Source organism: Cryobacterium sp. Y50 (assembly GCF_002929805.1).
In the GTDB taxonomy this organism is placed as follows: Bacteria; Actinomycetota; Actinomycetes; order Actinomycetales; family Microbacteriaceae; genus Cryobacterium.
The window spans coordinates 1-18,823 of the sequence record NZ_PJJM01000088.1; the positions used below are offsets into that span (position 1 = coordinate 1).

Here is an 18,823-nt window from a genome sequence, read left to right on the forward strand (position 1 = left end):
GCTCCGGGATTGAACCGGCTGCTGCGGGCGGGGCGGTGAGGGTCATGGCGACGGCGCCTCCTTCACCCACAATTATAGCGCGAATCGCCCCTAAACACGAGAAAATATCATTAATATAGTGAGCTAGTATAAGAATTACTTACACCCCCGTGCCCCACAAGGGCCCGGCACAAACCGCAGCCGGTGACGCCGCGACCAAACCCGCGTCCCCGAAGGTGGAAGTGCCCACGCCGTGGAACAACGGATAAGTTCGTCTGGTTGTCGCAACACTGCCAGAGGAGCTCCATGTTCGCAGAACCCCGCCTTCGCGGACCGAAATTCTCCACGCTCACCTGGACCGTGCTCGGCCTGTCACAGGTGCTGTTGCTCGTGGCCGCATCGACCGGCGGGTTTTCCGGCCTGTTCCTGATGATTGGCGCGATCGGCGCCTTTACCGCCATCTATGTGCTGGCCACCGGTCGGCGCTCGTGGGCCGTCATCCCCACACGCAAGATTGCGAGTGTCGTTCTGGCCGGGGCGCTCGTCGCGGTCTTCGTCGGGTCGTCGCTGGCGCCGGCATCCGTCGACGCGAACCTGGCCAGCACGAGTGCGCAACCGACCGCAACGGCCACCCCTTCTGCGACGCCGAGCCCGACGCCGAGCCCGACGCCGTTGGCGTTCACCGACGAAGCGCCAACCGATCCAGCCACAAGCACACCGGCACCGGAGGCCGCAAGCATCGTTCTGGCCGATACGTCAGGGACCGACACCACAGCGGTCGCGCTGCTGGCAACCCTGCCAATCAAGGGCCGCGCGCCCAAGACCGGCTACGACCGCAGCGGCGGCTTCGGCACGGCCTGGCTCGACGTTGACCAAAACGGATGCGACACCCGTAACGACATCCTGACCCGCGACCTGACCAACATCGCCAAGCAAGGCGACTGTCGGGTCGTGACCGGCACACTGACCGGCCCATACACGGGAAAAACGATCAACTTTGTGCGCGGAACGGCGACGTCGTCGCTCGTTCAAATCGACCACGTCGTGGCACTATCAAATGCGTGGCAGACCGGAGCTCAGCAACTCAGCCAAGCCCAACGGGTGTCGCTCGCGAACGATCCGCTCAATCTGCTAGCCGTGGACGGTCGCACGAACTCGAGCAAGGGTGACGGCGATACGGCCACCTGGTTGCCGCCGCTAAAACCATACCGATGCGCTTACGTGGCACGGCAGATTTCTGTGAAGGCGACCTACGGGCTATGGGTGACGCAGGCCGAGCACGACGCGATGACCCGTATTTTGACTGCTTGCCCCGACGAGCGGGCGACGGCATCCGTTTTCGCGCCGGCTCCCGCTCCCGTTGTCGTCGTCCCTATACCGGTTGCCGAGCCTGCGCCCGTGGTCGTGGTGCCCGTTCCGGTCGCCGTCGAGCCGGCGCCCGTGGCACCGGTTGCGCCGGCACCCGCCAGCGCCTATTACAAGAACTGTGACGCGGCGCGTGCTGCTGGAGCAGCTCCGGTACACACGGGCGACGCCGGGTATGGGCGTCACCTCGACCGGGACGGCGACGGCGTCGGCTGCGAAAGCTAGCTGACCAGGCTGGCCGAACCAGCCGTTATGGCGTGCGCACCCCCGACCATAGAGCGGATGCCGCCCCGCCGGTCTGCCAGGTAGCCTCCGCGTCGACGGCTACCGCAACCACCCGCTCAAAACCCGCGACCGCCCGCTCAGAACCCTCGGCGCCCTGCAAACAGCGCGTGCAGCAGGGGGACGACCGACGCGACCATCAGAACGGTACCCAGCACCGTGTCATCCGCTCGCAGCAGGACGCCGGCGATGAGCAGCGCAGCGAACAGCAGCGCCGATACCGCTTGCCGCATAGTGCGCTCGAGTCGGGCGACACGTTTCTCGAGACCCGGGCTGGCCACCGCCACAGAGCCGTCTTCGACGCGGGTGATGAGCGCATCGAGGCGCTTTGGCAGACGAAAGGCGATGCCGGCGGTCTCCATCGCCTGCTTCGCGAGGTCCTGCACCAGATTGCCGCTCTCATCGCGCAGCAGCTGTGCCGCGTAGGGCTCGACGGAGTCCCAGAGGTTGAAGGCCGGGTTGAGCGCGCTGGATACTCCGGAGGTGAGCGACATAGCCCGAATGATGAGCAGAAAGTTCTCGGGCAGCTGAAACGGCAACGAGCGCACAACGTCGCCGAACTGCACCGCGAAGTCGCGAAACTCCCGCGGGTCCACCTCGCGCAGCTCAGCGAAACCCATGCCGCCGAACCGGGCGAACAGAGTGGTCATGGCCCGTTCGAGCTCGGTCGTCTCGGCCGAGGGAAGGAGCACGCCGACGTCGTTCATCGCATTGACCAGGCCGCGCCCATCGCGCGAGGCGGCCGCGATGAGCATTTTGCGCAGGCCAGTGCGCGTACTGGTGGGCACCTCGCCCATCATGCCGAAGTCGATGAACGTCAACTTCCACCCACGCTCACTGTCGGCGACCGGGGTGACGAAGATGTTTCCGGGGTGCGGATCGGCGTGAAAGAACCCCATGGTGAACATCTGGTCGAACATGACCTCAGCAAAAACTGGGGCCACCCTAGTCGGGTCGATGCCCGCCTTGATCAGGGCTTCAACGTCGGTGATCTTGATCGCCGTGACGTCTTCGAGGGTGAGCACCTTTCGGGTGGTGCGCTCCCAGACGACACCGGGCACGCCGACTCGGTCGTCATCGGCAAAGGCCGCCGCGAAGCGTTCGGAGCTGCTCGCCTCGTGCAAGTAGTCAATCTCCTCGAGGCTCGTCTGAGCGAACTCTTCGACCAACGCCGGCATGTCGACCCGGTTGGAGACGAGTTTCACATGGCTGAGCCAGCCGCCCACCTTGCGCAGCGCTGCCAGGTCGACGTCGATGATTTCGTCGATTCCCGGACGTTGCACCTTGATGATGACCCGGTCGAGCCCTGTGTCAGCAGCATCGAGCGAGATGAGCTGGGCTCGGTGCGCCTGCCCCAGAGATGCCGCCGCTACCGGCGTCTCGTCGACCGACGTAAAGGCCCGTTCGAGCGGCATGCCCAGCTCCGCCTCGATAGCAGCGCGAATGGCCACAAACGATACCGGAGCCACTTCATCCTGCAGCCCCTCGAGCTCTTTGGTGATCTCGGGCGGCAGCACGTCGAGTCGCGACGACATGAACTGCCCGACCTTGATCATGAGACCGCCAAGGTCGGCCGCGAGCACGTGAAAACCCTTTGCGAAGCGCTGCATCCGCTTAGAGCGGGTGCGCTCTGCGACTTTCACCAGCCCGATGCGAGGCAGGAACAACTCGAACCACCACGTTATGGCGAGATACCAGCTGGCAAAACGCAGAATGCGGCGGTAACGGGCGCGCATGTCGCCCGCGCCCGAATTCGAATCGTAGCTACCTCGACGAGCCAGTGGCACCCCGTCAGTCCTGGGCGAGGATCGAGTAGAGCTTGCGACGCGCGTCGTCGAGTACCGCGACGGCCTCTTTAACCTGCTCGGGCGAGCCGGTGCGGCCCACCTGCGCCGCCGCCTGGGCGAGCTCGATGCCGGCCTTCGGTAGTGCCGCATGGCGGTGGCCAGACGTCGACGCGGTAGATTCCCACGGCGCACTCGTGTCGGCGTCAGCGACAGCTGCGCGACCCTCTTCGGTCAGCGAATAGATCTTGCGCCCGTTGCTCTCTTCGGCGCTGATCAGGCCCTCATCGGCCAGCAGCTGCAGGGTCGGGTAAACCGAGCCGGCGCTGGGCTTCCAGCTGCCGCCACTGCGTTCCTCGATTTCGTGAATGATCTGGTAGCCGTGCATCGGTTGCTCGGCGAGTAGCGCCAGCACTGCCGTGCGCACCTCGCCACGACCGGCGCGGGTACCCGTGCCCGCTTGCTTCTCGAACCGAGAGCGGAACTGCTCCATCGCCTGCCAGATGCCGTCGATGTTGCCAGCGTTGAACCCGCCGGTTGGGAATGAATTGCCCATGATTGCCTCCTCAGTGTGACGTACGAACGATACTCAACGATACCCAGCGATGCGTCCGAACGATACATACAAACGGATGCTCAGGGCTGGCTCCCAGACACAACAGTCGGGTCTAGCGTTGAACCATGGAAGAGACAACGTCGCCCCTCACCCACATCGCCGACGTTCGAGCCGATGCCAGGGTCGAATTTGGCCGCCTCGGTCACAGCACGGTCCTAGCCTCCCCCGGCGTGCGTGTGATCGTACTCACTTTCGAGGCCGGCTTTACCCTCAAGAAGCACTCTGCTCCCAAGATTCTGCTCATGCAAGCCCTCGACGGACTCCTGCGCGTCACCGCCGGTGGCCAGATCACCGATCTCATACCCGGCGCCCTATTGAGGCTCGATGCCAACCTTGAGCATGAGGTCGAAGCGCTTGAGGAATCACGGCTGATGCTCACCCTGATCGGTTAGTCGCCACCATAAAAACCCTCCTCAACTTCATCTGGCGCGGTGGCAATCACCCGACCCGCACCTTCTGTCGCGCCCTACCGCAACCGCCGCAACCGAATCGCACCCTTCGCCGTCGACAGATTGACCACGACCTCACCCTGTCTGATCGGCAGTTTACCGCGGGCGACCATGCGGCGTGCAGCTCATCAGGCCAGCTCCATGACTTCACGCCATCCCCCGCCGCCGCCCACACGAGGCGCACGTCTTATCCGTCTTGCCCGGTGCAAGGTCGGCATCGGCGGGTTTTCGCTGACGGTGGACCATACCTACTATTTTGTGCGATAGCGCTGCTCGCGCGCGTGGCCTGCTTCTTGGCCGAGCGCCACTTTCGCCGGCCCAATCACATTACCCAGTCGAACGCCTTCGCGGGTGAGCGGGCGCCCTGGGCGGCTTTCGAACGATTCGGCTCGTCGAGCTCCATCAGCAACGCTTCCGATACGCGCACGAGCGACCCGAAAACGTCGGGCGTCAGCCACGGCGGGCGTGTGGCAAAGAGGATATCCTCGCTCGCGGTGTTGCCGCTGGCTCCCGGCGCGAAAGGGCATCCGCCCAGACCACCGAGTGCTCCATCCACCATCGTGGCCCCGGCGGAAATAGCCGCGAGCGTGTTCGCCACACCCAGCCCCCACGTGTCGTGCCCGTGAAAAACGATCTCGCGGGCCGGCGTCTCGAGGCGCACACGCGTAATGAGCGATGACACCTGAGCCGGAACCGCCTGCCCGAGCGTGTCACAGATCACCACGTGCGAAGCCCCGACTGCGCGTTCGTCTTGCGCAATCTCCACTACCCGCGACGGGTCGACCTGGCCGTCGAACGGGCAGGTGAACGAGGTCGCGATGCACAGCTGGATCTGCCCATCCACGTCACGGCTGATCTCCACGGCCACCGGCATGGCGGCGAGGCTCGCCTCTGTGGTGCGACCAATGTTGGCCTGGTTGTGGGCATCCGTTGCGGAGAAGCAGTATTGAAAGTTGCGGGCACCGGCGGCGGCGGCGCGCTCCACGTGCCGCGGCGTGGCGACCCACACCCAGCACCGCGCAAGCTCAGCGGGCGTGAGCTCCGCGAGTACCTCGAGAGTGTTCGCCATCGGCGGCACGAGGTCGGGCCGGGCCATCGACCCGATCTCCAGCGACTCCACCCCAAGCGCGAGCAATGACCGAATGGTCGAGAGTTTGCGTTCGGTAGAGAGCATGCCGCCGGTGAGTTGCAGGCCGTCGCGCAGGGTAACGTCGCGCAGCACCGCGGCGGGTTCGAGGGTGAACATCAGGCGGGCTGCAATTCGCTCAAAATGTGGTCTATCTCGGCAGAGGTCTTGCCCAAAACCCTAGACAGCACCTCTCGAGTGTGTTCCCCGAGGTCTGGCCCGAGGGTCTTTATATCGAGCGAGCGTTCGCCGATCACCGGCACAATGCCAGGGAAACCCACGCCAGGCAAAACCTGTGACCCGTCTGAGACATCGAAGCGCTGGATCATGTTGCGCGCCTCGTACTGCGAGTCCGCGCAGATGTCGGCCGCCGTATATATAGGACCAGACGGAACCCCCGCCTCTTCCAAGACGGCCAAAGCCGCGGCTGCCGAAAGCCCCAACGTCCACGCCCCGATGGCGGCGTCAAGCTCATCCCGCCGCAGCCACCGCGCCGCGTTGTTCTGCAACCCCGGGTCGCACCCGAGGTCGTCGCGGCCGATCACGTGCATGTAGCGCTGGTAGATTGCATCCGCGTTGCCGGCGATCACGATGCTGGCGCCGTCACTGCAGAGGTAGGCGTTGGTGGGGGCGATGCCGTCCATCCGCCCGCCGACACGTTCCCGCGTTACGCCATACGCCGAATAGTCGGGTATCAGCGATTCCATCATCGACAGCATCGATTCGTTGAGCGCCACGTCGATGACGCGTTCGTGCAACTCGATCGCAGCATCCGTTCGCCCCTGACGTACCTCGCGCTGAAACAGGGCCATTACCGAGCCGAAGGCCGCATAGAGCCCGGCGATCGAGTCGCCGATCGACACGCCGACCCGAACGGGAGGCCGGTCGGGGTCGCCCACGAGCTCTCGAAAGCCGCCCATCGCCTCGGCGACCGCGGCGAATCCGGGGCGCTGCGAGAGCGGCCCGGTCTGCCCGAACGCCGACACCCGGGTGAGAATGAGGTTGGGATTCACCGCGTTCAACTCGGCAGGCCCAAGCCCCCACTTCTCCAACGTGCCCGGCCGAAAATTCTCGAGCACCACGTCGCAGTGCGCCACGAGTTCAAGCACAGTGTCGCGCCCCAGCGCGGTCTTGAGATCGAGCACGATCGACTTCTTGTTGCGGTTGATCGTACGAAACAGCATTGACGTGCTGCCGGCGTGCAGCCGCCAATTGCGCAACTCATCTCCGGTTCCGGGGCGTTCCACCTTGATCACCTCTGCGCCGAAATCGGCCAGCATGCGCCCGGCCGTGGGCGCGGCGATGAAGTTACCGAGTTCGAGTACACGCACTCCGGCGAGCGGGGCCACGTTGGTCATATCAAGTCCTTTCGAGCGGATGCCGTGCGCCTATTTGCCGCCAACGAACTCGTTCGTGAAGGTGGTCGCCAGGTCGATCTCGGCGTCTCCGACCTCAGGGTTCGCGATGCGCTGCGTGTCGAGCACGGCCTTGGCACCGGCTTCTGAGTTGCGTCCGTCTTCGGTGAGCTGCGGCTTGAGCTGCTCAATGAGCGCGGCGTAGCGTTCGAGGTCTCCGCCGCTGAAGGTCTCCGGCATCTCGGCCGCGATCTCGGTGCCGGTGTGCTCGGCAATGTAGGCGAGCGTCTTGGTGAGCACGTTCGCGAGCTTCTGCGCGGTTTCGGGGTTCTTCTTGAGCCAGTCGCTCTGCGCGTAGAACGACGACGATGGCCACATGTCGGTGTCGTAATGCTCCTCCACGCCGGCGGGCGAGCGCAGGTCGGCGAGGCTCACGGTCTCGGCGCCGGTGCGCTCTGCGAGCACCGACACGTCGGGCTCGAGCATCACGCCGGCCACAACTCCACCCGACTCCATGGCGGCCACAGCGGATGCCCCGGCGCCCATCGCGACGACACTGACGCCATCGGGATTCAACCCCGCCTCCTCGAGCAAAAAGCGCAGCATGGTGTGGGTGGAGGAGCCCGGCGCGGTGACGCCAACGCTCTTGCCGATGAGGTCGTCGAGGGACTTGATCTCGGAAGTTGATCCTGGAGCCACGACGAGGGCAATGGCGGGCGACTTGCCCATCTGCACAAACGAGGTGATGCTCTGGTTCTTGGCCTGCATCTGAATGGTGTGCTCATAGTAGCCGCTCACCACGTTCACGCTGCCGCCGAGCAGCGCGGTGAGGGCCTTCGACCCGCCCTGCAGATCTTGCAGATCAACGTCGAGCCCCTCCTCCTCGTAGTAGCCGAGTTGCTCGGCGAGGGTGGTGGGCAGGTAGGTGAGCAGAGTCTGGCCGCCGATGCCGATGGTGACTTTGGGAATGGCTGCGGCATCCGCTCCCCTGCCTGCGGTACTACTGCAGCCGGCGAACAGGGTGGCGGTGAGCAACGCTGCGGCGGCCACTATGATTTTCTTGCGTAAGGACACGATGTTCTCTTTCTGTCGGAAGATCAGCATTTAGGCACCTGGAACCGGGCGCCAGCGCAGCAGGTAGCGTTCGATTCGGTTTACGCCGAGGTCGACGAAGAGCACCACGATCATGAGGATGAACATGCCCGCGAACACGCCTTCGGTGTCAAACACGCCCTGGGCCTGAGCGATCACGTAGCCGACCCCGGCGGCGGCACCGAGGTATTCGCCCACGACAGCGCCCACGATGGCGAAGCCCACGCTGATGTGCAGGCTGGAGAAGATCCAGGTGAGGGCGCTCGGCAGCACGACGTGCTGAATGAGGTGGCGTTCGGTGGCGCCGAGCATGCGGGCGTTGTCGAGCAGCACCTTGTCGACGCTTTTCACACCCTGCAGCACGTTGAAGAACACAATGAAGAACACCAGGGTGACGCCGAAAGCTACCTTGGATTCGATGCCGAGCCCGAACCACAACAGAAAGATGGGGGCAAGTACCACCCGGGGCAGGGCGTTAAACATCTGTACGAATGGTTCGAACAGCCGCTCGAGAAAGCGCACTCGGGCAAGTAGAAACCCGAGCACCAGGCCGAGCCCGGTGCCGATAATGAAGGCGTACAGGGCTTCCTGAAGCGTGATCCACAAGTGCGGAAAGATGAAGCCCGTGACGATCCAGTCCCACACGGCCTCGCCGATGGCACTCGGCAAGGAGAAGAAGAACGTGTCAATTATTCCCGCGCGTCCGAGAATCTCCCAGGCGCCAAGCACCAACGCGGTCAGCAGCAGCTGGTACACGCGCATCAGGGTTGCGGGGGTTTCGCTGCGGGAGTGGGCCGAGCCGCGGCGGGGCGTGCGAGGAGCGGATGCGGCGGACGCGGCGGACGCGGCATGTGCTCGAGTGGTCGTCGTTGACATGTCAGGCCGCCTTCGCCGCGTAGGTTTTGGCCACTTCGTCGCGCAGCCTGCCCCAGATCTCGCGGTGCAGCTCCACGAACCGCGGGTCGTCGCGAATTTCAAGCAGGTTGCGCGGGCGCGGCAGGGTGATGTCGTATCGGGCCACCACGTGGCTCGCGGGGCCGGCGCTGAGTAGCACGACCTCGTCGCTGAGGGCGATGGCTTCGTCGAGGTCATGGGTGATGAAAATCACGGCCTTGCCCGATTCCTGCCAGATATCAAGCAGCTCGTTCTCCATGATCTGCCGGGTCTGCACGTCGAGGGCGGAGAAGGGTTCGTCCATCAGCAGAATGTCGGGGTTCACGATCCAGGCCTGCGCGATAGACGTGCGCTTGCGCATGCCGCCGCTCAGCTGGTGCGGGTAGCGGTCTTCGAAGTTGGACAAGCCAACCTTGGCGAGCCAGCGGCGAGCCTCGGCGGCCGCTTCCTTCTTACCAACGCCACGCATGATGAGGCCGAGCGACACGTTGTCGAGCACGGTCTTCCACGGCAGCAGGGCGTCCTGCTGAAACATGTACGAGGCCCGGCGGTTGACGCCCACCACCGGGGCACCGAAGCTACGCGCCTCGCCCTCGCTCGGCGCCATCAGCCCAGCGGCCATGTTGAGCACCGTGGACTTGCCGCATCCTGTCGGGCCCACGATCGACACGAACTTGCCCGGCATCACCGTGAGGTCGATGCCCTTCACCGCGAAATACGAGCCGCCCTGGGGCGTCACGAACTCCTTGGTGCAGGCATCGAGTTGTACCGCCGGTACGTGCGCTGTTTCTGTTGACGTCATCGTCATGCATTCCTTACAGGCAGAGCGTGAGGTTTATCGCTCACATTGTGAGTGAGTCACTCACAATGTGGTTACATGAACCCTAGTGGCGTTATGTGCCCGACCGCAATGGATAATGGCGCTGTGACAAACGGATGCTTCGCTCGCCCCGCGCAGACAAGGACACCTCGTGACAGAAACAGCTGGTAATCGCATTCTGGTGCTGGGCAAGATTCGCCAGATCATGGATTGCTTCACCGTGGAGGAACCCACCCTGTCGCTCACCGCGATTCGCAAGCGCGCCGGACTACCCGAAAGCACCACGCAGCGTCTCGTGCAGAACCTGGTGTCGGAAGGATTTCTCGACCGTGACGGCAGCGGATACCGCATCGGACTGGCCGTGGCCCGCTGGGCCATCAATGCTACTCACGGCCTCGACGTGATTCAAGCCTCCCGCCCGGTTCTGCAAACCCTCCGCGAGCAGACGCAGGAGTCGTCGGTGCTCTACGTGCGATGGCGGCAGTACCGAACCGTGGTGGCCACGGCCCGCTCGCCGCGCGCCATCTCGCGCGTGCTCGAGGTGGGCACAGTCATGCCGCTGCACCTGGGCTCGGCCGGCAAGGTGTTTCTCGCTTTCGACGAGTTCGCTCGGCAGGAGCTGCTAACCGTTGCGCCGGAGGAGGCACTGCCCGCCCAGCTGCTGGATCAGATTCGCAACCAGGGCTGGGCGTCATCGTTTGAGGAGCGCGAGCCCGAAGTTGCCTCGGTGAGCTCCCCCGTATTCGACCACCATGGCAACGTGGTGGCTGTGGTGGGCATCGTGGCCCCGTTCTCTAGGCTCAACGAGGCGACCGCGATTCCAGGGTATACGGAGCCGGTCGTGGACGCCGCGGCGCTGATCTCGGAGGCGCTCGGGTTTGAGAGACTAGAACAATCATGAAAACCCTCCTCAACATCATCTGGCTCGTATTCTCGGGCTTCTGGCTGTTCCTCGGCTACATGTTCGCCGCGCTCATCATGTGCGTACTCATCGTCACGATCCCTTGGGGAATCGCAGCAGCACGCATCGGCGTCTACGCGCTCTGGCCGTTCGGCAAAACCGTGATTGAGACACCGAACGCCGGCATTGCGTCGTTGCTCGGCAACGTCGTCTGGGTCGTTCTGGCCGGCTGGTGGATCGCCCTCGAGCACCTGCTCTCGGGCATCGCGCTTTGCATCACCATCATCGGCATCCCCTTCGGAATCGCCAACTTCAAACTGATCCCGGTCGCGCTCATGCCGCTCGGCAAGCAGATCGTCGACACGCCCTAACGCTTGTAGGGGTCAGACAGTCGGCGCTGAAGCGCTGCGCGCGTGCGCGCGTTCCGCCATCCGCTTTGCGCGTGCACGTCGAAACAGAACGAGAAAGAGCGCGAGCGCCACGGCACCAACGCCGCTGGCGACCCACATGTACCAGGTCTGCCCGGCCATGGCGAAGAGCACTGCGCCAACCGTGACCACGAAAGCGAGAAAAGCTAGGGTGAGATAGCGGTCGTCGGCCCTCGCAAACGGATTCCGCACCTCAAGTGGCGGCTCAGTCACCGGCTCCCAGACCACGATGAAGAACGTGGCGACGGGCCCGAGAAACAGAGAAAGCACGAACCAGGTCCAGCGGGAACGGTTTTTCTGTTCGGCCAGGCCCGCATTGACGAGGGCCAGCACGAACCAGCCGCCGCCGTTGAGCCACCAGCTGTTCTGTTGGGGAGCCTGGTTGACTATCTCGCTCATGAAGTTGTGCATGCGTCATGCTCCCACGAATGGCGCGTGCAGGTACTCGTGAAGCAGCCGACCTGCGCTATCTCACCGTCCTGCGCACTGAACGCCTCGGCCAGCTCGTGGGCCATGTCAGCCGCAAGGAACTCGACGGCATCGATGATGCCCTACGTATCGCCCCGCAACTGGACTGATGATTCAGCCGCACACGACTCGTTCCGTGCGCAACCCGGTAAGTGACGTGCGTGACGCACTGCCGCTCGACCGAGCGGATGCTGCAGACCTTGATTCACGCCGGCCGCGTAGCCGTCTCCCGAGACCAGTGAGTCGCAGGTCACTGTCATGTCGATCTCCCCTGTCTCCGCCGCCACTGTGATTTGACACCCAGATCTGGCGCACGGCAAGTGGTGACCATTTACCGCGGTGTTCGCAACCGAATCGCACCCTTCGCGGTCGACGGATCGACCACGATTCCGCCCTGCGTGATCTGCAATTCGCCGCGGGCGACCATGCGGCGTGCAGCTCGGCGGGCCGGCTCCATCAGGTCGCGCCATTTTTCGCCGCCGATGGCTCGCGCCGCGTCAGACGGGCAGAAAGTGGAATCGTGCGCCCGGGCCTGGAGCAGTGTCACGATCGTCGCTTCGAGTTGCTGGTCTGTCGCGTTGACTCCGTGTGACCGGCACGCCGCCGAGCAATACTTCACCGAATCCCAGTTGTTGGCCCACTTCGCGCGCCACTCGATGCGACGCCCACACGAGGCGCACGTCTTATCCGCTCGGGCAACTGCGGGGTCAGCATCGGAGGGCTTTGGTTGACGGTGCGCCATGCCCTCTATCTTGCCGCGCGACCGGAGATAGTTGACACAAATTTCCGCATAAATGCTTCTCTCCGCTGCGCGCAACTATTTACCGGCAACCGGAGCAAGCGATCCCCGCATCGTGGTCTCGGTAAACGGACACGACGTCGTGGTCGATCTCAAGGCCGTCGCCTAATCCGCAAGAATTCCACGGCCAACAATGCTTTCCGCTCAGCGCGAGGGTGGCGCCTGACCTGCGAGCGGGAGAACCTCCGGCCGTGGTTTCTGCTTTTCGTTCCAAAGGTCGTAGGCAGTCTGCATTCCCCGCCAGAGTTCCGCGCTCGTCCCCAGAAGCAAGCCCAGCCGCACTGCCATGTCCGCGGCCGGTGATTTCGGGCAGAAAAAAGCGGATGTCGACGGCGGCACTGTGGGGCACAATGACGCGGTCGTGGCCTCCCGAGCGAGACAGTAAAGCCGTTCAGTCAAGGCTCGCTCGGTGGGCCGCCGCATCGAACCCCGCGGTGCGCTGCCTGAGTTTGAGCGACTTTAGGGACGCTGCGAAGGCTCGTTCAAACGCGGCAGCGTCCTTCGAGCGGATACCGTAGAGCCGACTCACCCACTCACCCACCTCGATCCGGATATGACTCCAGAACAGGCCGCGGGTGACGACGACAGCCTCAACATCCGCAATCGCGGTCACGATAGCGACGCCACCCAGGGTGACCGTGACGGAGTCACCGTGAAGTGCGAGTTTCCAGTCGCCTGCGCTGGTGAGGGCCTTGCCCCAGGCGGATGGCTGCCAAGTCGGCGGCATGCTGGTTGTCCTCTCGCTAGCTCGGCAAGTTCGATCCGGTTGCAGGACCCACGGCTGAATGGCCGTGTATTCCAACAATTGTCCTGAGTGCGCGAGGCGGGCTTCAGCCCGCACTCCGCACTCTAGTCAACACGTAGCCCGCCCACGGCCCTCAGACAGGGCTATTTTATGGAGGTTCTGGCAAATCAGAGCGCCATGGCCTTGATCGCCGCCGGCCGGCCCGCAGGCCGCTCATCGCGGAACGGCGCTGGCGCTCACGTGGCAGAGTGGACTACTTGGTCACCGCATTTTTCCGGGTGAAGCCGCTGGCGCGGCTCTGATTCCATTGTCGTTCCGCCCAGCCCTCCCCGAGATAGTCCTCAATGAACAGGCCTGGGCGAGGAGATACATTTCGATCATCTTCCAGGTTCTCTTTTGAATTCAATGAGTAGTATTCCGCTCATTATCCGTCTCAATGTGTAGAATACTGGTCATACAGAGGGTTGACTATCATGGCTGAAAAACGAATGACACCGATTCCTGTTCGGCGAGCCATCCGCGAACTCGGAAACGACACTCAAACCTGGCGCAAGCTTTTGGGATTGACTATGGAGCAAGTCGCAGACCGCGCCGACATAAGCCGCAGTACCCTCGCAAAATTGGAGTCCGGTAACGGCGGCGTCCGCCTCGAGACCGCGCTGCGCGTCTTCCGAGCCCTCGGAATTATGGACACGGTCGTCAACAGTGCCGACCCGTACCGCAGCGATGTGGGCCGGCTCCGATCCGAAGAGATTCTGCCGCAGCGCGTGCGTCAGAGCACGCCGAAGCGCGTGTCGGATGCCTGACGCCGAAGTCTGGGTGCAGCTGGGCGGCATAGATGTGCGCGCCGGAACCGTCTACTCACACCGTCGGCGTGGCTCCGTGAGCGCTACGTTTACGTACGCGCCTGAGTATCTGGCGCGGCCAGCCTCCTACGCTCTCGACCCAGCCCTTCCACTGTCGTCTGGCGCGTTCAATACAGCAGATGGGCATCACCTGTTCGGCGCGTTCACCGACTGCGCCCCTGACCGGTGGGGGCGCAGACTCCTCGAACGGTCTGAACGCCGTCGAGCTTCCCGAATTGGTGTTACCGAGCGCAGCTCTGGCGAACTTGACTTCACCCTCGGAGTCAGGGATGACCTACGCCAAGGAGCCATTCGGTTTCGCACGCCTGGCTCCGATGAATGGCAGGCCGAAGCGGCCGGAAGTGTGCCGCACCTCGTTGACCTGTCGCGGCTCCTTCGTGCCGTCGAATCGGTGGAGAGCGAAAACCCTGATGACGACGCCCTGCGCTTGCTGCTGGGAGCCGGAAGCTCGATCGGAGGTGCACGCCCGAAGGCGGCCGTGGTAAACGGCCAGGGTGATCTATTGATGGCAAAATTCCCGCGTGTGAGCAGTGACGAATGGGATGTCATGGCTTGGGAGCACCTATCCCTCACCCTCGCCTCCCGCGCCGGCATCAGCACTCCCCGCAACGAGTTGATGTCCGTGGCCGGTCGAAATGTCCTTCTCCTCAATCGGTTCGATCGGCAGGGCTCGCGCCGAATCGGGTACGCGAGTGCCATGACCATGCTCGAAGCGGTCGACGGTGAGCGGCGCAGCTATCTGGAAATCGCCGAGATCATCGAGCAGACATCGCCGTCGGCCACGAATGAGCTCAATGAGCTCTGGCGGCGAATTGCATTTTCCGTCCTTATTTCCAATACCGACGACCATCTCCGTAATCATGGTTTTCTGCGCTCAGACTCCGAAGGCAGTTGGAATCTGTCGCCAGTTTTTGACCTCAATCCCAATCCGGCACCGGGACCCAAAACTTGTCGACAGCCATCGACTTCGACACCTACGCCGCCAACACCGACACACTTCTTGAAGTGGCTCCCTATTTTCGTGTGCGCAGCCCCAAGACCGTGCTCGCAGAAATAGCCCATGCGGTCTCGGGATGGGTAGCCGAAGCACGCCGTCTGGGCATCACCGAGGGCGAGATTGACCTGATGTCCGGAGCTTTTGCACCGGGAAGCCGATAGGGCAGAGCGATTGCCCCAGCCGTCAGCAGATTCCCGTCGCCACCAAGCGGAGCGGCACCGATGGGCATCCTCACTCCGGAGAACAGAGCAGAGGAAACGCACCCGCCAGCCCGATGAGGGCCGCCTCCCCCACGATTGGAATGCCGTAGTCGCGGGCCTTGCGCGCCTTGCCCGAGAGGGAGTGCGGGTCGGCGGCCACGAGCAGTATGACCTTCTTGGTCACCGCACTCTTCGGGGCGAAGCCGCGGGCCAGCAGCTCCGATTCCCAGTCGCTGCGGGGTCGGTTCATCTCACCAGGCCGAGCTCCTCGGCCAGCTGTACAAGCGCCTGCGCTTCGTGCGCGGAGAGCTGCCGGTCGAGCAGGCAGCGGTCGAGCAGGACCAGGTAGTTCTGGTGTTCGGCCGGCCCGGTGATTTCGGGCAGGCGAAGGCTGATACGTTCCAGAAAAGCGGATGCCCTCTGCTCGGTCGCGAAATCCGGCCGCGCGTACCACGGGCGCTCCAAAAACAAGATCGTGGTCCACACGCGACTCTGCCTACGCGACCCAACAATCCCGTTGATCGAGCCTGCCGAGATCTCGATACGCCCACGGGATTTTGTCTGCGGGCAATTCTCTGGCAGCGGCGTCAGCGGTTGCGGCGGTACGGGGTGAATGGTTTGCGGTACCCGCCGGCCGGCTTCACAACCGGCATCGACGGGCTGCCATCGAGGGCGAGCGTGGTCTTGCAGCGCGGGTAACGCCGACAGCCGAGAAAAGCTCCGCGTTTGCTGGTGCGCTCGACCATGAACCCGAGGCCGCAGCGCGGGCAGACGATCGAGTGCAGCACCTCGCCGATGGCGTTCGTGCGCAACATGGCCTGGTCGCGGATGAGTTCCATCACGAAGCGCGATTCGCGATTGTTGATGGTGACCAGAAGCACGCCGCGGCGAGCTCGAGTGAGCGCCACGTAGAACAGACGACGCTCTTCGGCTTTCGGAAATTTTTCAGCGGCCGGCATAGCGAGCCGCAATACCGGGTCGTTGGGAATGGTGCTCGGAAATCCCCATTTTCCCGACACCATGCCGGGTATCACGATGTAGTCGGCCTCTCCTCCTTTCGACGCGTGGATCGTCATGAACGAGATGTCGAGCAGGTCAGCGAGGGTCTTGCAGCCCTCCAAGTAACTGCTCTGGTAGCGATACCGGCCGAGTACGAGCACCGATAGCTTGCGCCCCTGGACGCTCGGGATCTCGCCACTCGCCACGCGGGTATGCAGAGTCGTCAATCGATGGCGTACGGCTGCTGCCACGGCATTGTCCGTGTCGACCGTCATGATCTCCATCGTTGGCGCATACTCGGCGGTCGACGAAACGACGCTCTTCGTGATCTGCCCAGGGTTCTGCATGACGAAGGCGCTCGAGACATCCGCTATTGATTGTGGAAAACGAAAGGTGCGCTCGAGACGCATGGTCTCACTCGAGCCGAACCGGTTCTCGAAACCGGTCATGACTGAGACATCAGCGCCGGCGAAGCGGTTGATACTCTGCCAGTCGTCGCCGACCGCGAACAGATGGCGTCCGGGTGCGTCAACGAGCGCACGAGCCAGGCGGGCACGGGCAAAGCTGGCGTCCTGAAATTCGTCGACCATTACGAGGTCATATGGGCTTTCCCAGTCACCATCTTCAAGGTGCTGCGCCGACAGCGTCAGCATGTCCTCGAAGTCGATGCAGTCGTCAGCCGCCAGCTGCTCATTCCATTCCCGACGGATGGCCGTGAACAGTCTCAGGAACGACGCGTCCCGGTAGCGCACGGGGCCGTGGGCGAGCGCTGCGAGGTTCTCGCTCAGCTGCTCTTCGGTGAGGCAGTTGCTTTTGGCGTGGATGAGGAAGGTGCGAAATGTGCCCAGCAGGAGTGCGTTCTCGATCGGCTTCTGGCCGACGGCGAGCCGATCGGCGTTGGGCTGCAGGGAGATGCCCCGTTCGGTGAGCTCGACGCCCAGGCGGGTAAGGTCTCGTCCACCCCACAGCTCAGACGTCGTGGTCTCGAGCAGAGTAGTGCCGTTTTTGTGGTGGATTTTGCGCTTCCATGCAACGCCCTCGAGATAGCCTTCGAAGGGCGACGAGCCATCCGCATCAATCGCCCAATGCTCGTGGTAAACGTTGATCGCCGGGTAGAAGAAATCAGGGTGGTATTGCCCGTGCGTGGGGTCAGCGGTCTCAACTTCATAGCGCTTCTCGTAAATGTAGTCGACGCCATTGAAGAACAGCCAGTCAGCGATCATCCGCTCGCCAGCGCTCTTGACGGTTTCGCCGCGCGACGTCTGAAACCCCTCGCTCGCGTCGGCCTTCTCCCCGTTATCGTCAGGGTAGTCACGGGCCAGCACCGCGCGAAAAAAGTCCCACTCCGAGCGGAACATGACATCAGTAGCCCGAAGTCGGTCAACGATCCGACCGAGTTGCTCGATGTCCTTGCCACCCTCAAGCCACGGCGCCAGCGACGGCTTCTTGCCGGTGGCCTGACCGATGATGTCGAGGCCGAAGGCGTGAAACGTGCGGGCAACGACCTTGTCTGCGTCAAGCCCCAGCGGGGTGAGGCGGTCGCGAGTGCGCTGCTGCAGCTGTTTGGCTGCAGCCGAGTTGAAGGCGAGCATGAGTATTTTGTCGGCCGGAATGAGCTTGCGATGCAACGCGTAGCCGGCTTTGGCGACCATCGTGGACGTCTTGCCGGAGCCTGCGGATGCGATGACGAGCATGCGGTTGTCGAAACAGATCACGGCGCGCGTCTGCTCTGGGGTCAGCGGCGCGGATTCCACATTGTCGAAGAATTCGCGGCACTCATCCGATTCTCGCTCGAGATGGTTTTGGTTTTCACGTGCAATTACAGCCTGCAGGTCTTTCGACCAGTGGGCAATCATATCGGCGATGTCAGCCGGCTGGGCACCAATATGAGTTTGCAAGGCTTCGTCGTCGAGGAGGTGACTGAAGCCCACGACGGCCTTACGAGCGGCCCAATCCGTGCCGAATTCGGTTGTGATCCAGCCTTTGACCTGTAGGTGTTCGGTGAGCGCGTCAGTAAAGCTATTCAACCAGAGCGTCGCCTGGCGGGCTGCCGCATCGAACTCCGCAGTGAGCTGCAGCAGCTGCAACGACTGACGCGACACGGTGAAAGCGTGTTTAAAGGCAGCAGCGTCTTTCGAGCGGATGCCGCGGAACCGGCTCGCCCGCGCTCCCACTTGCAGCTCGATCCGACTCCAGAACAGGCCGCGGGTGACGATCACCGTCGCGACATCCTCGACCGCGGTCGAGGCAGCAGTACCTTCTATGGTGACCGTGACGATGTCGTCGTGGAGGGCAAGTTGCCAATCGCCCGCGTTGGTGAGGGCCTTGCCCCACGCGGAGGGCCGCCACGTGGGGAGGACGTGTCTGGTCTTCAAGAAGTGCTTCTTGAACTCATGGTTGGCCCCCGGTTAGGTCGTCCCGTAAGAGCTGATGGACGAGTAGCTATGAAGTACGCCTCATCGGATCCGCATTCCCATGAAGCAAACCGCGCTCGCGAGAAACTAATATATATGTCGCAATGTAGCGATACGCCGGCTAAGCTCGCGGCCCTCGGACGGGGCGTTTTTGCGGACAAGTGACCGATAGTTCGATTGTAGAAGACGATACGGCAATAATTGAGACACGAGGACGCGAGTCTTTCTCGACCGCTCCCTCGAG

General features: G+C 63.2%; 21 protein-coding genes and 2 pseudogenes. 8 read left to right on the forward strand and 15 right to left on the reverse strand.

The genetic code is table 11. The annotated features are described in order from the left end of the window. The first annotated feature begins 285 nt into the window (after positions 1–285). Positions 286–1,569, forward strand: coding sequence for a DUF1524 domain-containing protein (locus CXY73_RS09260; RefSeq protein WP_104135451.1), 1,284 nt, complete (start codon positions 286–288; stop codon positions 1,567–1,569). 137 nt (positions 1,570–1,706) lie between these two features. Here CXY73_RS09260 and CXY73_RS09265 read toward each other — a convergent pair whose 3' ends face one another. Together CXY73_RS09265 and CXY73_RS09270 are read right to left on the reverse strand one after the other, a co-directional pair. Continuing rightward, a complete protein-coding gene (locus CXY73_RS09265) occupies positions 1,707–3,362 on the reverse strand; it encodes an AarF/ABC1/UbiB kinase family protein (RefSeq protein WP_104177565.1) in 1,656 nt (551 codons plus the stop codon). A 55-nt stretch (positions 3,363–3,417) separates the two neighbouring features. Then, entirely contained in the window at positions 3,418–3,966 is a 549-nt protein-coding gene (locus CXY73_RS09270; protein ID WP_104177566.1) for a PadR family transcriptional regulator, read from the reverse strand. Positions 3,967–4,091: 125 nt separating this feature from the next. Here CXY73_RS09270 and CXY73_RS09275 point away from each other — a divergent pair, with 125 nt between their 5' ends. Beyond that, the gene (locus CXY73_RS09275; RefSeq protein WP_104177567.1) at positions 4,092–4,418 is read left to right on the forward strand and encodes a hypothetical protein; all 327 of its coding nucleotides are present in this window, start codon (positions 4,092–4,094) and stop codon (positions 4,416–4,418) included. Positions 4,419–4,492: 74 nt separating this feature from the next. Here CXY73_RS09275 and CXY73_RS23550 read toward each other — a convergent pair whose 3' ends face one another. The 6 genes from CXY73_RS23550 to CXY73_RS09300 form a co-directional block, all read right to left on the reverse strand. After that, positions 4,493–4,588 (reverse strand): hypothetical protein, encoded by a 96-nt coding sequence (locus CXY73_RS23550; protein ID WP_146071711.1) that lies wholly within the window; start codon positions 4,586–4,588, stop codon positions 4,493–4,495. Between the two features lie 209 nt (positions 4,589–4,797). Beyond that, complete coding sequence (locus CXY73_RS09280; RefSeq protein ID WP_104177568.1) at positions 4,798–5,721, reverse strand: hydroxymethylglutaryl-CoA lyase; 924 nt, start codon at positions 5,719–5,721, stop codon at positions 4,798–4,800. After that, a complete protein-coding gene (locus tag CXY73_RS09285; RefSeq protein ID WP_104135456.1) occupies positions 5,721–6,959 on the reverse strand; it encodes a CaiB/BaiF CoA-transferase family protein in 1,239 nt (412 codons plus the stop codon). Before CXY73_RS09285 ends, CXY73_RS09280 begins: the two co-directional genes overlap by 1 nt. A 30-nt stretch (positions 6,960–6,989) precedes the next feature. Beyond that, entirely contained in the window at positions 6,990–8,030 is a 1,041-nt protein-coding gene (locus tag CXY73_RS09290; protein WP_158254089.1) for an ABC transporter substrate-binding protein, read from the reverse strand. Between the two features lie 30 nt (positions 8,031–8,060). Beyond that, entirely contained in the window at positions 8,061–8,924 is an 864-nt protein-coding gene (locus CXY73_RS09295; protein ID WP_199185325.1) for an ABC transporter permease, read from the reverse strand. A gap of 1 nt (position 8,925) precedes the next feature. Beyond that, positions 8,926–9,744 (reverse strand): ABC transporter ATP-binding protein, encoded by an 819-nt coding sequence (locus CXY73_RS09300; RefSeq protein WP_104177602.1) that lies wholly within the window; start codon positions 9,742–9,744, stop codon positions 8,926–8,928. A gap of 169 nt (positions 9,745–9,913) precedes the next feature. Here CXY73_RS09300 and CXY73_RS09305 point away from each other — a divergent pair, with 169 nt between their 5' ends. Then, complete coding sequence (locus CXY73_RS09305) at positions 9,914–10,663, forward strand: IclR family transcriptional regulator (RefSeq protein ID WP_199184270.1); 750 nt, start codon at positions 9,914–9,916, stop codon at positions 10,661–10,663. Further along, positions 10,660–11,034 carry a YccF domain-containing protein gene (locus CXY73_RS09310; RefSeq protein WP_104135458.1) on the forward strand — a complete coding sequence of 125 codons (375 nt, stop codon included), beginning with the start codon at positions 10,660–10,662 and terminating at the stop codon, positions 11,032–11,034. The genes CXY73_RS09305 and CXY73_RS09310 overlap by 4 nt, the downstream gene beginning before the upstream one ends. A gap of 12 nt (positions 11,035–11,046) precedes the next feature. On the opposite strand, the gene CXY73_RS22755 is transcribed toward CXY73_RS09310, so the two are convergent. Further along, complete coding sequence (locus CXY73_RS22755; RefSeq protein ID WP_233198244.1) at positions 11,047–11,502, reverse strand: hypothetical protein; 456 nt, start codon at positions 11,500–11,502, stop codon at positions 11,047–11,049. Between the two features lie 17 nt (positions 11,503–11,519). On the opposite strand from CXY73_RS22755, the gene CXY73_RS21960 reads away from it, so the two are divergent. Further along, entirely contained in the window at positions 11,520–11,669 is a 150-nt protein-coding gene (locus CXY73_RS21960; RefSeq protein WP_158253045.1) for a hypothetical protein, read from the forward strand. A 221-nt stretch (positions 11,670–11,890) separates the two neighbouring features. Here the strand turns inward: CXY73_RS21960 and CXY73_RS22760 are convergent, their stop codons facing one another. The 3 genes and pseudogenes from CXY73_RS22760 to CXY73_RS09330 all read right to left on the reverse strand — a co-directional run bounded on the left by CXY73_RS22760 (position 11,891) and on the right by CXY73_RS09330 (position 13,085). Then, positions 11,891–12,178, reverse strand: coding sequence for a DUF3253 domain-containing protein (locus tag CXY73_RS22760; RefSeq protein ID WP_255411380.1), 288 nt, complete (start codon positions 12,176–12,178; stop codon positions 11,891–11,893). After that, positions 12,161–12,301: pseudogene (locus CXY73_RS22765) on the reverse strand (DUF2256 domain-containing protein); the annotation flags it as partial. The pseudogene CXY73_RS22765 and the gene CXY73_RS22760, both read right to left, overlap by 18 nt. A 448-nt stretch (positions 12,302–12,749) precedes the next feature. Further along, positions 12,750–13,085, reverse strand: a complete 336-nt coding sequence (locus CXY73_RS09330; RefSeq protein WP_104135460.1) for a hypothetical protein — start codon at positions 13,083–13,085, stop codon at positions 12,750–12,752. Positions 13,086–13,576: 491 nt separating this feature from the next. Between CXY73_RS09330 and CXY73_RS09335 the strand changes: the two genes are divergently transcribed. The 3 genes and pseudogenes from CXY73_RS09335 to CXY73_RS22775 all read left to right on the forward strand — a co-directional run bounded on the left by CXY73_RS09335 (position 13,577) and on the right by CXY73_RS22775 (position 15,127). Continuing rightward, positions 13,577–13,909, forward strand: a complete 333-nt coding sequence (locus CXY73_RS09335; protein ID WP_104177571.1) for a helix-turn-helix transcriptional regulator — start codon at positions 13,577–13,579, stop codon at positions 13,907–13,909. Beyond that, positions 13,902–14,843: pseudogene (locus tag CXY73_RS23555) on the forward strand (type II toxin-antitoxin system HipA family toxin); the annotation flags it as partial. The gene CXY73_RS09335 and the pseudogene CXY73_RS23555, both read left to right, overlap by 8 nt. Positions 14,844–14,917: 74 nt before the next feature. Further along, positions 14,918–15,127, forward strand: coding sequence for a hypothetical protein (locus CXY73_RS22775; protein WP_233198246.1), 210 nt, complete (start codon positions 14,918–14,920; stop codon positions 15,125–15,127). A gap of 70 nt (positions 15,128–15,197) precedes the next feature. On the opposite strand, the gene CXY73_RS09345 is transcribed toward CXY73_RS22775, so the two are convergent. From CXY73_RS09345 to CXY73_RS09355, 3 genes are all read right to left on the reverse strand, one after another. Beyond that, positions 15,198–15,416, reverse strand: coding sequence for a hypothetical protein (locus CXY73_RS09345; protein ID WP_104135462.1), 219 nt, complete (start codon positions 15,414–15,416; stop codon positions 15,198–15,200). Further along, on the reverse strand, positions 15,413–15,652 hold the full coding sequence (locus tag CXY73_RS09350) for a hypothetical protein (protein WP_104177573.1): 240 nt from the start codon (positions 15,650–15,652) through the stop codon (positions 15,413–15,415). The genes CXY73_RS09345 and CXY73_RS09350 overlap by 4 nt, the downstream gene beginning before the upstream one ends. Before the next feature lie 101 nt (positions 15,653–15,753). After that, on the reverse strand, positions 15,754–18,540 hold the full coding sequence (locus CXY73_RS09355; protein WP_104177574.1) for a UvrD-helicase domain-containing protein: 2,787 nt from the start codon (positions 18,538–18,540) through the stop codon (positions 15,754–15,756). Between the last annotated feature and the right edge of the window lie 283 nt (positions 18,541–18,823).

Bases quoted from the DNA above. Each gene is read 5' to 3' on its own strand.
- CXY73_RS09260 (WP_104135451.1), top strand. From the start codon at position 286: ATGTTCGCAGAACCCCGCCTTCGCGGACCGAAATTCTCCACGCTCACC.
- CXY73_RS09265 (WP_104177565.1), bottom strand. From the start codon at position 3,362: ATGCGCGCCCGTTACCGCCGCATTCTGCGTTTTGCCAGCTGGTATCTC.
- CXY73_RS09270 (WP_104177566.1), bottom strand. From the start codon at position 3,966: ATGGGCAATTCATTCCCAACCGGCGGGTTCAACGCTGGCAACATCGAC.
- CXY73_RS09275 (WP_104177567.1), top strand. From the start codon at position 4,092: ATGGAAGAGACAACGTCGCCCCTCACCCACATCGCCGACGTTCGAGCC.
- CXY73_RS23550 (WP_146071711.1), bottom strand. From the start codon at position 4,588: ATGGTCGCCCGCGGTAAACTGCCGATCAGACAGGGTGAGGTCGTGGTC.
- CXY73_RS09280 (WP_104177568.1), bottom strand. From the start codon at position 5,721: ATGTTCACCCTCGAACCCGCCGCGGTGCTGCGCGACGTTACCCTGCGC.
- CXY73_RS09285 (WP_104135456.1), bottom strand. From the start codon at position 6,959: ATGACCAACGTGGCCCCGCTCGCCGGAGTGCGTGTACTCGAACTCGGT.
- CXY73_RS09295 (WP_199185325.1), bottom strand. From the start codon at position 8,924: ATGTCAACGACGACCACTCGAGCACATGCCGCGTCCGCCGCGTCCGCC.
- CXY73_RS09300 (WP_104177602.1), bottom strand. From the start codon at position 9,744: ATGACGTCAACAGAAACAGCGCACGTACCGGCGGTACAACTCGATGCC.
- CXY73_RS09310 (WP_104135458.1), top strand. From the start codon at position 10,660: ATGAAAACCCTCCTCAACATCATCTGGCTCGTATTCTCGGGCTTCTGG.
- CXY73_RS22755 (WP_233198244.1), bottom strand. From the start codon at position 11,502: ATGCACAACTTCATGAGCGAGATAGTCAACCAGGCTCCCCAACAGAAC.
- CXY73_RS21960 (WP_158253045.1), top strand. From the start codon at position 11,520: ATGGCGCGTGCAGGTACTCGTGAAGCAGCCGACCTGCGCTATCTCACC.
- CXY73_RS09330 (WP_104135460.1), bottom strand. From the start codon at position 13,085: ATGCCGCCGACTTGGCAGCCATCCGCCTGGGGCAAGGCCCTCACCAGC.
- CXY73_RS09335 (WP_104177571.1), top strand. From the start codon at position 13,577: ATGGCTGAAAAACGAATGACACCGATTCCTGTTCGGCGAGCCATCCGC.
- CXY73_RS09345 (WP_104135462.1), bottom strand. From the start codon at position 15,416: ATGAACCGACCCCGCAGCGACTGGGAATCGGAGCTGCTGGCCCGCGGC.